This window comes from Desulfuromonas sp. (assembly GCA_002869615.1).
Taxonomy (GTDB): domain Bacteria; phylum Desulfobacterota; class Desulfuromonadia; order Desulfuromonadales; family UBA2294; genus BM707.
In genome coordinates this window covers 1-13,427 of the sequence record PKUH01000064.1, presented here as the reverse complement: position 1 = coordinate 13,427, position 13,427 = coordinate 1, and the positions used below count along the sequence as shown (strand labels likewise).

The following is a 13,427-nucleotide window of genomic DNA, read 5'->3' as shown; positions in this document are numbered from 1 at the left end:
TGCGATGAGGTTCTGGCAAGGTCCGAGTAATACTCGTAACCGCTGTCTTCCATTTCCATGGCAAAATCAAAAACGTTCATATCATCTCCGTAAGGTGGTGTTGTCTGTTTTAACTCTAGTTCAGGGTGGGCGGCTGTCAAGTGATGACGGTGACCAGCGGCCGGCCGGTTGAAGCATTGCTGTTCAAACCACGATGCGTCTCACCATCAGGGCGATCGCCAGTGGCAGCAGCAACAACACCGCGACCGTCAGGTAGAGCAGGCTGAGCCACAGCTCGCCGCTCCAGACCTGCAGGCTGCAGCCGCGCACCAGGGCGACCAGGTGGGTCAGCGGCAGAAAGGCGGCCAGCGTCTGCGCCCAGCCCGGTAGATTCTGCAGCGGGAAGAAAGTGCCGCTGAACAGAAACATCGGCGTGATTCCAAGAAAGATCGGCAGGTTGAAGGTTTCGATCCCCGGAACCAGGGCGGTACAGATCATGCCGAGGGAGGCAAACAGCAGGCCGCCGAGCGCCGCCAGCGGCAGCAGCAGCAGGGCCCCGGGGAATTCGAAGAAACCGCACAGCGAAATCACCGTCGCCATCAGGGTCGTCGCGATCACCGACTTGGTCGCCGCCCAGATCATCTCTCCGAGAATGATCTCCTCGAGATTGAGCGGCGTTGCCAGCAGGGCGTCGAAGGTCTTCTGGTAATACATGCGGACGTAGCTGTTGTAGGTTGTTTCGAAAAAGGCATTGTGCATGATCGCCACCGCGACCAGGGCCGGGGCGATAAAGGTGGTGTATGAAAGGGTCTGCCCGCCGTACTCGAACTCACCGACCATGACCGCCAGGCCGACACCGAAAGCGAGGATGTAGAGCAACGGCTCGAACAGCGGCGGCACGAAGGAGATCTTCCAGTTCTGCTTGTAGATCGAAAAGTTACGCTGCCAGACCCGCAGCACGCGGAAGCTGAGCTGCGACGGATGCGGCCATTTCATTCGCGCAACTCCCGACCGGTCAGCTTGAGAAACAGGTCTTCGAGTCCGGCCGGGCGCAGCATGCACCCTTCCGCCCGGATCTCGCGTGTCAGTTTAAGGAAGAGCTCGTCGCCATCCTCGAGATAGACCAGGAGCCGTTGCCCGAGGTCCTCGACCCGGCCGCTCTCGCCCTTGAGAAAGGCCCGTACCTGCTCGTCCGGATCGGCGATCTCGATGACCGAATGGCCGACCTGCTCGCGCACCAGCCTGGTCGGATGCCCCTCAACCAGGATCCGGCCGTGATCGACGATCACCAGGCGGTCGCACAGACGTTCGGCTTCATCCATGTAATGGGTGGTCAGCAGGATGGTGATTCCCTGCCTTTTCAGCTCGGCCAGCTTGGCCCAGAGCAGCTGCCGGCTCTGCGGGTCGAGGCCGGTGGTCGGCTCGTCGAGAATCAGCAGTTCCGGCTGGTTGACCAGGGCCCGGGCCAGCATCAGGCGGCGCTTGAGGCCGCCGGAGAGGACCGGCACCTTGTCGTCGGCCCGCCCCGCCAGGGCAAAAAATTCGAGGAGCTCGTCGGCCCGGCGCGCCGCTACCCGGCGCGGCACCGAAAAGTAACGGGCGTAACCGATCAGGTTATTGCGAACGCTCAGGTCGGGGTCGAGGGAGTCTTCCTGCTGGCAGATGCCGATGCGGCCCTTGATTTCGCGCAGGTGGTGATCGATATCGAGGCCGAACAGTTCGAGCCGGCCGGCATCACGCGGCGTGTAGCCGTAGAGAATCTGGATCGTCGTTGTTTTGCCGGCCCCGTTCGGACCGAGCAGGCCAAAGCACTCGCCCGGCGTGACCGCGAAAGAGAGGCCGTCGACGGCGGTGAGCGAGCCGTAGTTTTTGCGCAGGGATTCGACCTGGAGAATGGGCATGAATTCACTCAATGTAAAAAAGGCTGACCACTATTCTATCGTCTGCCTGTTCACTGTTCAAGCTTAACGATACGATTCGCGGAGAACAAAAACGGGAAGAGGCGTCTTTTGATTCATCAAGGCGCCCTCCCCGTTATCAATGTCCTAAAGTCTGAACTGTGCCGCAGCTTTTTCGGCAAGGTATTCAGCGATCGGCATGGCCGAGGTCGCAGCCGGTGATGGCGCATTACAGACATGCAACGTCCTTGCGGTTTCCCTGAAAAGAAAATCATGGACAATGGTGCCATCGGCCAGAACCGCCTGCGCCCTGATCCCGGCGGGATAAGGTTTGAGATCGGTCGCGCTGATATCGGGGCAATATTTGCGGACGCGCTGCAGGTAACCGGGCAGATAAAACGAATCGGCCATCTCCTTTAGCGCGATGCCGAAGTTGTTCCCGACAACCTTCCAGAAACCGGGGAAGGCCAGCATTTCAGCGACATCCCGGAAGCTGAAGTTGAGCTGGCCATACCCTTCCCGCTTCCAGCCGAGCACGGCGTTCGGGCCAACGGTGATGGTGCCGTCGACCATCGGTGTCAGATGGACACCGAGAAAGGGCAACTCCGGATCAGGAATCGGGTAGATCAGGTGCTTGACGATCTCGTTTAACGCATCAGCCAGCCGGTAGTATTCCCCACGGAACGGCACGATACGAAAATCACAGGCGACATTCATCATCCGCACCAGCCGGTCCGACATCAACCCGGCACAGGCGATCAGGGATGCCGCCTCGACCAGATGCGATCCGGCCTCGAGCTTGACCGATTTTTCATTTTCTTCAATCCGGACGATTTCAGCACCGAAGAGAGTCTTGCCGCCGAGTTCACGAAATTGTGCGATCATGGTCTCGGTGATCTTCGGGAAATCGGTAATCGCCGTCGCCGGTACGAATAACGCGCCCAAACCACTGACCCGCTGCTCCCGCGCCCTGAGCTCCTGTCCCGAGAGGGATTCAAACGTGATGCCATTTTCGCGACAGCGCTCGGCCAGCGCAGTCATACGCTCCAGTTCAAGGTCATTGGTCGCCACCAGCAGCTTGCCGCACTGGTCGTAGGGCAAATCATACTCCTGGCAAAAGCTCCTGGTGAGCGCAGCGCCGCGCTTGCAGAAGTCGGCCTTCAGACTGCCCGGCTGATAATAGACGCCGGCGTGTACGACCCCCGAGTTATGCCCGGTCTGATGCGTCGCACAAGCGACCTCTTTATCCACCAGCAAAACCGCAAGGTCGGGATAGTCCTGTTTGATCCGCAAAGCAGTTGCGGCGCCAACGATGCCATTCCCGACAATGACAAGATCAGTTGTAAATTGACTTTTCACCGGTTGCGGAACCTCGATAGAGGGAACGTATTGGAACCAGTATACCTAAATATAAGAAAAGTCGTCCGCCCATTAAATGAATGCCCGGCAACATCATGCAACTTCATCAAGATTTACAATCTCATATGCTTCAATCTATTCCGGCAGAACAGACCGTTCATCCTCATTCTTTATAAACAGGATGAGACATTATTTGTCACGATGCTGAGTTAAGTTGATTTAAACAACATCCTGGGTATTTTTTCAAAATCAAACCCTGGATATTGTACTTTTACCTTGACGACAGGCAGTAAATTGGACAAAATGTCCAAAATCGTTCCCAGCGAACCCGGAGAACACTTATGACCGCTGAAATGGCACAAAATCTTGTTCAATTATCCGTTGGCCGGTATGGCAGAGAAAAGATCGCAGAACATCTGGATGTTCACCCAAGAACTATCAAGCGCTGGGAAGCAGGCGAGTCTCACATCCCAAAAGGCAACCTGATTGCCCTTGAGCAGCTTTCTCTAGGCTATAACCCAAGCCACCCCATTTCAGGTGATTTCTCCTTCATTGATCTTTTTGCCGGGATTGGTGGTATTCGGCGTGGCTTTGATGCCCAAAACGGTCAATGCCTTCTCACCTGCGAATGGGATAGCTACAGCCAGAAAACATACGAAGCAAATTTCCCCTCCAATCCCAATCATACTTTCATCTGCGACATTAAAGCCATCACCAAAACAGATGTAGACATTAAACGTTTTGTCCCGAAGCACGACGTCCTGCTTGCTGGCTTCCCTTGTCAACCCTTCTCCATCGCCGGTGTATCAAAAAAGAACTCATTGGGCAGGGTTCATGGATTTGCTTGTCAGGAACAGGGAAATCTCTTTTTTAATGTTGCCGATATTCTGAGAGTCCATCGTCCTCCAGCTTTTTTGTTGGAAAACGTCAAGAACCTGAAGAGTCATGACAAGGGAAAGACATTCCGGATCATTATGGAAACCCTTGAGGAGGTCCTGGGCTACAAGGTTTATTATAAAGTCATAGATGCAAAAGGTTTTGTACCCCAACACCGTGAACGGGTTTTCATTGTTGGCTTTGACGGTGAAACGGATTTTTCCTGGGATGATCTTGAATTGCCTGCCTCTGACAACAAGACCATGAAAGACATCCTGCACCCGGGCGACGGTTCCGAGCAGGCTGAAGGAGTGTACACTCTTGGCGCCAAGGCAAAGGTTAATGACAAGTACACCCTGAGTGATAAACTCTGGAACTACCTCCAGGCATATGCAAGGAAACATCAGGAAAAAGGGAATGGATTCGGTTTTGGTCTGGTTGGCCCTGATGATACATCCAGAACCCTTTCCGCACGATACTACAAGGATGGCTCAGAGATACTTGTTTCGAGAGGTAAAGGCAAGAACCCAAGAAGGCTGACCCCAAGGGAATGTGCGCGGCTGATGGGCTTCCATGATGACTTTGTGATTCCGGTATCAGATACCAGAGCTTACAAACAATTCGGCAATTGCGTGGTCACTTCCCTGGTTGAAGAGATTGCCCGAATCATGAAGCCACATATCCTGGAACTCACCGGAAGGGATCAAGCGCATAACATTGCCTCAAATGGCTGATATTGTAGATAAGAAAACCAGAAGCCGGATGATGTCCGGCATCAAAGGCAAAAATACAAAACCTGAATTGCTCATTCGCAAAGCCCTGTTCGCCAAGGGCTTTCGCTATAAACTGCACGACAAGAAACTTCCCGGGAAACCCGATCTGGTTTTTCCGAAATACAAAGCTGTTATCTCCATTCAAGGCTGCTTCTGGCATGGCCACAACTGCCATCTATTCAAGTGGCCGACTACTAACGAAGATTTCTGGAAAACCAAGATAAACCGGAACAAGGTAGTAGATGAGCGCAATCGCACAGAACTACTTAACGGCGGATGGCGAATTCTGGAAGTTTGGGAGTGCGCTTTGAAAGGCAGCAAAAAGCTGGATTTCGACAATTTACTGAATCTGATTATTTCGTGGCTTAAAACTGGAACAACACAATTTTCTGTTATCTCCGGGGAGGGACAACCAGGATGAAACCAGGCACTCTTTCAGAATGTTTTGAGGGCGTTGCGACAAAGTATTTAAGCGCGGTCGAAGCACACCCGGATAGCTCAAACCAACATGAGTTTAACGGTGTTAAGGAATTGAAGCTATTGATTGGCCCTGAGCGACTAACAACCAAAGCTGATTTTATATACCTTGGAGAAGACCCGGACAAAACTGAAAAAGCAGAAGGTTTTCTGACATGGTATGACGCAAGAGAGAACCACCCCACCCGCTCCGAATACAGACTTTATTTCCCAAGCAATATCGTCACTGACATGGCAACAGCAGGTGACCTTATCATTTTCGGCAAAAGAACAACCGGCAACATACTGGTCATTGTGGCTAGGGAAAACAGCACGTCTGAAAATCAGTTGCTCTGGCTATTTGGTCTGCAACCACAAAAAGCAGAAGTTTTATTCAAAGAGGTCGAAGACTCACAGGTTGGTTACGTTGAGCAAACAATACTTGAACACTTGGATATCGAAGTTGTCAGTACTGATGATCAACACCTCGACCTGATGCTGGACAGATTTAACGGAACCTTCCCCAGTACACGCATTTTTTCAGCATTTGCCCGCGAAACCTGCGGTGTGATTGATTCTGTTTCACACCCTGATGACACCCTTGTTGAATGGTTGAATCAGGAGGAAAAGTTATTCCGAAGCATGGAACGGCATATTGTTTCAAAGCGTCTCCGTGAAGGTTTTGATGAAGACGTTGATCAATTTGTTTCTTTCTCACTGAGTGTTCACAATCGCAGGAAGTCCAGAGCTGGTCATTCCCTGGAAAATCATCTTGAACAGATTTTTACAGACAACAACCTGGTTTTTGAACGGGGAGCAATAACCGAAAACAGATCTAAACCGGACTTTCTATTCCCGGGACAGGAACCTTATCATTCAGAAGACTTCCCTGACTCTCGCCTTACGATGCTTGGAGTCAAAACCACATGCAAAGATCGATGGAGGCAAGTCCTTACAGAGGCTGACAGAATTCCACAGAAACACCTCCTGACACTGGAGCCTGGGATAAGCGAGCATCAGACCAACGAAATGGCATCACAATCATTGCACCTTGTTGTTCCGCGAGCAATTTACAATAGTTTTTCAGCAGTTCAGCAGGAATGGCTGGTGAATGTGGATGGATTTATTGAAACCGTACGGAAAAAGCAAGGGCCACGGCCAACTATTGGGTTAAAGTTGGGCAAATTATAAGCTTGGTATTATAATGCTGTTATTTTCGTTAATCATTCCTTTTGCTAATCTTATTATTGGCCAGCCCAAAACCTCACTAAAATTTCTATTTTTAACACATTCTCTTAACATTTGATTATTCGCTGTTCCAAGCAACAAATTGCAACATAATACAAAAGCAGAGCAACTGCTATGATTGTGAAGTATATTTCTAATATGGGCTTTGTCATCAGCAGTAAGGCCTACACCTGAATGGATTTTTACTTGGTAATAATTTACCCATGCAACATTTTTGTGCTCACCTTGCTGAGGAGCATGTTCCACATTCATACAAGCAACTTCATGAACATCACTCCAGTTAACCTTACGATCAATTCCCTGGTGGATTAGGTCGAGAAATGCATCACTGCTATTCACTGAACCGTTTTTCAAATTATGTAATAAATTTTGGCCATAAAGAGAGCCATTTTCAGAAATACTTGTAGCTAAATTTAGATCACGAGTTTGCTCAGACCCATTAAATGCTCTGATATCCCTGCGCAAGCAATATACCCAAGCAAAAAAACCTTCAGCGAGTTCTGGATTTCCGGCCCACCTGTCTGCAAAGTTTTCACTATGATCTGCGGGGTTTTTGATAACCCATTTTCCATTTAAGTAATCTAGGACATTATCTACTGGCAAATCCTGACCACTTACTACTGTTGCTAGTCGTGAGACAACATAATCGGTAAAAATGCGTAAAGTATTTATAATGTCTTAGCCGTTATATTTATGAGCACAGATTGTCGTTAAGATGATCGATATAGGACAACCTTCTCTACCATCAAAATAAACATCCCTATGCCGCTTCATAAGCTGGATTGACCGTTGAAGAGGCGTTCGAACTAACCTTTTCGGAACGTCATCCATAGCTTTATAGAGATGCTTGTTTGACTCATAAATTGACTTCCTCTGACTTTCAAGGAATTGAGAGCTATAAGCGTTTTTCTGTTTGAACCACTGGTAGTAACCCTTTGGGTTACTAGACCTCCAATTATAGTTCACCTGGCTTTTGTGAGTAATATTAATATGTGTAGTGTGATTATTGGCAGGCCTTGAAGGTAAAACATCCAAATGAAATCCCGGCCTTCCTTCGGCAGAGGCATAAATTAATGTCCAGCACCGGCGCCCTTCATCATCAAGCATACGATTATAATCATCATTATTCTTAAGACGCTCTCCAACATCGTGCTTTAGCTGACGAGGACTTGTTTCTCTACCGATAATTTCGCAAACCTGATCAATATCATAGTCTGCTTCTTGCCTATTTCTATATGGACGAATAACTGTTCCTATTCTAAAGGAGCCTTGCAGATAAATATCTGTTTCATAACCAGAGACGTATTCCCCACCTTCTAACCAATTTGAAACGGCAGTGTAACGATTTCGAGCTATTTCGAAATCAGTAGGAGAAATATCTAGGCTCGCTATCACACGTTCAAGTTTGTTCTCCTTACTCATAATCCCCTCCCCTTATAGCTTCAGAACTTGGAACGTATTCAGCAGCTATATGTTCAAAAAAGTAATTGATACTGTTCTTAGCCTGCTCTGCTGCATTTTTCCCTCGAATATAAAATTCGTCATAATTAATATTATCCAGATCAGCATGACCAAAGTTTATATGCTCATCAATAACTGCTAGATTACCGGAAGCAAGCATCTGCCTTAAAAACATATGTACAGTTGAGAAACTGTTTGCTTGCATCATTACTGAAAGAACTCGTGAAGCCCAAGGGAGTTTACCAAGTCGTCCATAAGAAGCTTTAATTGGCAAGAAAGAAAAGGGTTTGAAAACCAAACAATCAGTATTTGAAGAAGTTGTCGTAATATTAAGAACTTTTACGTTTTCAATTTTTGCACCCATTTCAATTGCTTCTACCACCCCAACAAGCGATGGGTTATTGGCCCACAAACCACCATCAAGATATACATTACCTCCATGCTTAAAGCTTGGAAGATATGTTGGTGCTGCCGATGTGGCCATCGCAACTGCCCACATAGGAAGTTTCCAGTCACTTCTATACCGTTTATCGTGAGGTGTTTTTAGAAGTCTTGGCTGCGAGCAAGCAGCATAAAATGTTGGGATTATCAATCGTTTTTTGCTGTCGCGAAGTAGTGGTTCATCGGAACAGTTATCCAAAGTTAAGAGACGCCGCAAAGTCTTTTCTAAAGAATGATTTGAATACTTGTTCCAAAACCATCCACGAAAAAACCGTATCAATCTTTGGATGCCTTGATTTGGAAAGATCCGAGGTCCGTCATCAAGATAAAACTTCACAATATCTGAACCAGATTTACCCAAGCCAAGCCCAAGAGCAATTAGGCCACCGGTAGAAGTACCAGTAATAATATCAAAGTGTTTACTAATAGAGTGCCCAAGTTGATCTTCAAGAGACTCTATGGCTCCCGCAGTGAATAATCCTTTTAAACCGCCGCCATCTAGGGCTAAAACTTGAACTATTTGATCGTCAGAGAACGATTTTTCTGACTGGCTCTTTTCTAGATTTGTTATCAGTGCCAATTCCCCACCTCCGAATTCAAAAGATTCAACTTAAACATGAACCATACATTCGCATAAGCTTAAATTCAATATATTAATGATTTAAAGTACTTACGATTCCATGAATTGATAAACAACTTAACAAAGGCCAACTTTCCTGCGAAAGATGGCGTAGTACATCTCAAAAAACTGAGACCAAGTACCTTTGCCTCAGTTGATCACAATTACAACTTTAACCCTTCATCATTCTTGCCACTTGTCGAACTCCTTGGGCAAAGTTTCAAGCATCTCTTCCGAGTGCATGCTGATAATGTCATACGTCAGGTCCAGTCTCCTGACAGCCTTGGCCAATCTGTCGGCTCCGCCAAACCCGGTCTTGTCCCCCGGTGCCCTTTTGGAAGGTTTCTTGGCTCGGGATGCGGCCCCTCGCCTGATTGACCCATTCCTCACATAAAGCTTGCAGGCCGCCTCAAAATAACCCTTGTTGTAGGCAATGTTCTGCCTTGATGCCAGTTGCTCTGCCATGTCACCAAACGTCTTCATTGGCCGGTTCAGACATACACATGCATTCTCACAGTGGATCTTGACCAGCTCATAGGAAGTTCTTGGCCCTTGCCGGTACGCAAGAGAACCTTTCAAACTGTTTCTTGTGACAATGTAATGTTCTGACCTGCTTCTTCTGCCAGGCGCAAGTTGACTGAAATACAAAATTGCCAGCCAGGCCCACAGACCATCATTCTTTTTTGAGAGAAGCTCCCTAGGGTCAATGCCGTTGAATTTATCAACCAGATAACAGCCCAGTTCATACCTTGTTGAGAACTCCTGACTGCTATCAACCTGCACATCATAGGCAGGTTCTGAATAAGTATTACTGTCAAGAAGGTCTGATGGTGGCATTTCTCCCTGCCCTGAAGTGTCCAGCCACTCCTGAAACAACTCGATACCGTCTTCATTCAATCGTCTGACCTGAATCATGATTACCCCTCCAGTGCTAGATGTGTTGCCAACTGGTCGGCAAACTTGTACTTGTTGCTGAATGCTTCAACGGCCCCTTCTTTCCATTCATTCAAATCATCTTCATCATCACTGGCCGGTGGTTTTCCTGCACCTACATGCTCAAGCCATTGCCCCCAGTGATACATCCAGTCGTCCTCATCATCGACCCTGAGCCTGTTCTTGCATATTTCATCCAGAACATTGCGAAAGGCTTCTGGCAGAACCATCGTTGCAAAAGGAACATAGTTCTGGGCAGAGGAGGCATGAGGGAATACACGCGAGTTGACCTGAAGGACCGGGCCTTCAGCTGTGACTTCGCATCGCCAGAGGAGCTGCCCCAGATCTACAGGCTCGACAGCCATCAGGCTTTCACCTTCTTCTTCATCTTCAGAGTGAGGCTTCAGGTTCTCCGCCGTAGCGACGAGTTTCGGACGATCCGGTTCCCGAATCAGCAGGCGGAACCGAAGGGGGGCAGATTCATCCAGACCGTCTATGTTATAGAATTTCTTGTCAAAATCCCCTACAGTCCCTAGCTCAATCCGGTGACTGGTTTTTCCGGCCCTTGCGATACAGATTACCTTGCTGTCTGCATCAATCCCGAGGTTGGCCACATCAAGTTTGGACAGGTTGAACGATGGCGACCCGCCGTTTTTTTCAACGGCAATAACGATTCTTTGCTTGTCAATATTCTTGAGCCCGGTCGGGTTACTCGTTGTCGACAGTCGCTTCATCGCGCTCCTCCTCGTAATCAAGAGATGCGTGCAGACGCATGTTCTCATCAAAGCCATCAATATCAACCTCGAAAGAGGCATCCGTCACATTGAAAATATATTCATTCAGATTACGTGACAGCTCGGTGATACCTGTTGATGTAACCGTGTGTGTATCGGTATCAGAAATATCAAAGTCAAACGGATCATAACCTTTGCCATCAACGTCCTTGTACTCCATTGACAACTCGCACCGGATGGGTAGCTGCTCAGGTTTTAACGGATGACCCGGGTTTGGTCTGATTTTTATTTTCACGCCCTCGGTATCGAGTTTGAACGGTTTGGGTGTCGACGGAATTATAGGCTTTTCTCCTTCCACCTTTTTGCCGGGATCCTTCCCCGGTGTTGGAGCTTTACGACCAGCCTCGATAGGCTTGGTAAAATATTTTGCCAGAGCTTTGGTGTCACGTTTCAATGAAGCGCCTGACAACCAGGTTAAAAGCTTTGGCAATGCCAGACGAACATTCGAAACGACTGCTCCAGGATTTTTATAGTCTTCGGCAAGTCTCGGTCTGCTGCCATTCCACATCAGATGAGTCGGCTCCTCGGCGTCAGCCAGGAATGCAGACAGGGCCTTGTCCTCAATCAGGGTGACCCCTCTGGCTCTCGGCAGATGAGTCGCTTTCTTGAGATGCCTCTCCTTGTCAATCAGGAGGTCTCTGCGCAAATAGGCTTCATGGACTTCACTCAGCTCCTCCGGGACCTGAAGATGAACATCGAACCAGGTTTCAATCTGGTCACCAGCTTTGGGTCTGACAAATACAGGAAAACGTACTGAAATCCTCTCTCCTTTTTCAAATGATTGTTTTACGGCTTCAAGACTCTCTTCCGGAAAGATTTCATCAATGAGATTCGTCTTGTTTCTCCAGTTTACAGCCACTTTTACAGGTACAACTCCTGCTTCTTCGTCGGCAATGACTTCCTGGATAAACTTCCGGTAATCTTTTGTGAAGCTGGATGAATACTGATGGACTTTTTCGTCAGGGAAAAATTCGTCAGCAAGTTCGTCTACATTCTCACGTGTGATGATTGGCAGCATTGCCACCTCAACCTTGAGGCGTCCTCTGGCAATCGGGTAATAGAATTCGGCAATTACCGTTCTCAGTGCATCCTCAATATCAATTTTTTCGGCAAAGGGTATAACAAGACTCAGCCCCGGTTCATCTCCTCTGTTAAGGTTGAAAGCTTTGCAAAAGCTGTCCATTTGACTAACATCAGTTGATGGCAATGGAATCCCTGTTTCTTCAGGTTCACACCAGAACGCATCCCTTTCATATTTCTTGTTGTCAGGACCATAAGGATATACACGTCTGAATGAACTTCTTCCCATCATGATCTTCAGGTTGTCACTGGATCTGACTGTAATGCCGAAGATTGCACGAGCATGCCCCACTCGGTAATAGGTGATCTTGCCTTGACCGGCACGACCGTTAGATCCACCTGTTTTTGCTCCTTCACCTTCCCTTAGCCAGAAAGCATTCCAGTTTTCAGTGTCTCCATCGACATTCGGGTCTGTGTAGGAACCGAGAAGGCCAGTGGTTCCAAAATCTTCCATAACAAGAACGTTGCAGTCATCAAAGTCGAACTCATTAATGTTTGCACCAGAAGCTCCCAAACGACTGAAGTATTCTTCTGGCAGCAGTGTGCGAAGGTAGTCACTGTCAAATTCCCCTGGTCCATAAACACCGAAACGAACAAAAACAGGGTCATCATTCCCTTCGCGTCTGGCGTCAAGTGGATTCTGAATTGCTTCACGTATCAGAATGGACAGTGGTGTTTTGGTTTCCTGGGCAAAGTTGTCTTCTGCAAGACCTCTGCCTTGAACTCTCATGGGTGCTGTTTCCGGATAATCCCAGGCTGCTGCCATATTCCCCTCCCTTACAAGCTAAAGATCGTATCGTCGTCTCCTGCTTCCCCCCGGAAGCGAACCTTCATAGCGTCAAGTTCGCGTTGTAGCGCTCTTGTTATTTTTTTTACATCTTCATCGTTGTAATCGTAGGTCCTGCGATTCGACAGGTTGCCAATAAGCCTCAGGTCTTTTATTGCTTTGGTGACTCTTTTGTTTGCCAGTTCAATAAACTTGTCTCGTTTTTCCTGTTTTCTTTGACTTATATTGACCATTTTACGTCCTCCTGATTAAATAATTCACGTACAATGGTACACATATGAAATATAATGTCAACAATTTCCAAATATCTACATGTTCATGTGCTGAATCTGGCCACACAGACTCACAATAAAATTATACAAATCAATAATTTAGGAAGGAGTGGGGACAGTAATCTTATTTTTTAAACAAAAAAACCGCATCGCAGCACAAAGCTACACAAGACGGCCAAAATCCTTTACCAGGTTTTGCCCCTCCAACCATCACCAACATAACAAAAAAATGTATTCAGTTAGCAGTTTTCAGGTGTCAGTAAATTCAATGAAAAACAAAGGTTAAAATACAGGTTTTTAAGACAAAGAACCTCTTCTAAACCGTAATTGTTGAGTGCCACGACATCGCTTAGTAAAAAACCCCGCCCAGAGGACGGGGCTTTAAAGGCGCCCCCAGAGGGGGCGGTGCCGGTGACCCCCAAAGAGGGTCACCGGAGCGTTGTTCCCACGT

At 47.9% G+C, this 13,427-nt stretch carries 13 protein-coding genes; 3 read left to right on the top strand and 10 right to left on the bottom strand.

The features are described from left to right. The 4 genes from C0623_06665 to C0623_06650 all read right to left on the bottom strand — a co-directional run. Positions 1-80: ferritin (locus C0623_06665; GenBank protein PLY00767.1), on the bottom strand; the 80-nt coding region annotated here is incomplete at its 3' end. Positions 81-183: 103 nt separating this feature from the next. Next, positions 184-975: an ABC transporter permease gene (locus tag C0623_06660; GenBank protein PLY00766.1), complete on the bottom strand. Its 792-nt coding sequence runs from the start codon at positions 973-975 to the stop codon at positions 184-186. After that, positions 972-1,880, bottom strand: coding sequence for an ABC transporter (locus C0623_06655; protein PLY00765.1), 909 nt, complete (start codon positions 1,878-1,880; stop codon positions 972-974). The genes C0623_06660 and C0623_06655 overlap by 4 nt, the downstream gene beginning before the upstream one ends. 144 nt (positions 1,881-2,024) lie before the next feature. Continuing rightward, positions 2,025-3,236 carry an L-2-hydroxyglutarate oxidase gene (locus tag C0623_06650; protein PLY00764.1) on the bottom strand — a complete coding sequence of 404 codons (1,212 nt, stop codon included), beginning with the start codon at positions 3,234-3,236 and terminating at the stop codon, positions 2,025-2,027. A gap of 341 nt (positions 3,237-3,577) precedes the next feature. Here C0623_06650 and C0623_06645 point away from each other — a divergent pair, with 341 nt between their 5' ends. From C0623_06645 to C0623_06635, 3 genes are read left to right on the top strand one after another with little or no spacing between them, the layout of a single operon-like run. Continuing rightward, on the top strand, positions 3,578-4,846 hold the full coding sequence (locus C0623_06645) for a DNA (cytosine-5-)-methyltransferase (GenBank protein PLY00763.1): 1,269 nt from the start codon (positions 3,578-3,580) through the stop codon (positions 4,844-4,846). Further along, complete coding sequence (locus C0623_06640) at positions 4,839-5,306, top strand: very short patch repair endonuclease (protein ID PLY00762.1); 468 nt, start codon at positions 4,839-4,841, stop codon at positions 5,304-5,306. The genes C0623_06645 and C0623_06640 overlap by 8 nt, the downstream gene beginning before the upstream one ends. Then, positions 5,303-6,532, top strand: a complete 1,230-nt coding sequence (locus tag C0623_06635; GenBank protein PLY00761.1) for a restriction endonuclease — start codon at positions 5,303-5,305, stop codon at positions 6,530-6,532. Before C0623_06640 ends, C0623_06635 begins: the two co-directional genes overlap by 4 nt. A gap of 735 nt (positions 6,533-7,267) precedes the next feature. On the opposite strand, the gene C0623_06630 is transcribed toward C0623_06635, so the two are convergent. The 6 genes from C0623_06630 to C0623_06605 all read right to left on the bottom strand — a co-directional run bounded on the left by C0623_06630 (position 7,268) and on the right by C0623_06605 (position 12,937). Next, positions 7,268-8,011, bottom strand: a complete 744-nt coding sequence (locus tag C0623_06630) for a hypothetical protein (GenBank protein ID PLY00760.1) — start codon at positions 8,009-8,011, stop codon at positions 7,268-7,270. Continuing rightward, positions 8,004-9,071: a hypothetical protein gene (locus C0623_06625; protein ID PLY00759.1), complete on the bottom strand. Its 1,068-nt coding sequence runs from the start codon at positions 9,069-9,071 to the stop codon at positions 8,004-8,006. Before C0623_06625 ends, C0623_06630 begins: the two co-directional genes overlap by 8 nt. A gap of 222 nt (positions 9,072-9,293) precedes the next feature. After that, the gene (locus C0623_06620; protein ID PLY00758.1) at positions 9,294-10,025 is read right to left on the bottom strand and encodes a hypothetical protein; all 732 of its coding nucleotides are present in this window, start codon (positions 10,023-10,025) and stop codon (positions 9,294-9,296) included. A 2-nt stretch (positions 10,026-10,027) separates the two neighbouring features. Further along, the gene (locus C0623_06615; protein PLY00757.1) at positions 10,028-10,777 is read right to left on the bottom strand and encodes a hypothetical protein; all 750 of its coding nucleotides are present in this window, start codon (positions 10,775-10,777) and stop codon (positions 10,028-10,030) included. After that, a complete protein-coding gene (locus C0623_06610) occupies positions 10,752-12,683 on the bottom strand; it encodes a hypothetical protein (GenBank protein PLY00756.1) in 1,932 nt (643 codons plus the stop codon). The genes C0623_06615 and C0623_06610 overlap by 26 nt, the downstream gene beginning before the upstream one ends. An 11-nt stretch (positions 12,684-12,694) precedes the next feature. Beyond that, positions 12,695-12,937, bottom strand: coding sequence for a hypothetical protein (locus C0623_06605; protein ID PLY00755.1), 243 nt, complete (start codon positions 12,935-12,937; stop codon positions 12,695-12,697). Positions 12,938-13,427: the final 490 nt, after the last annotated feature.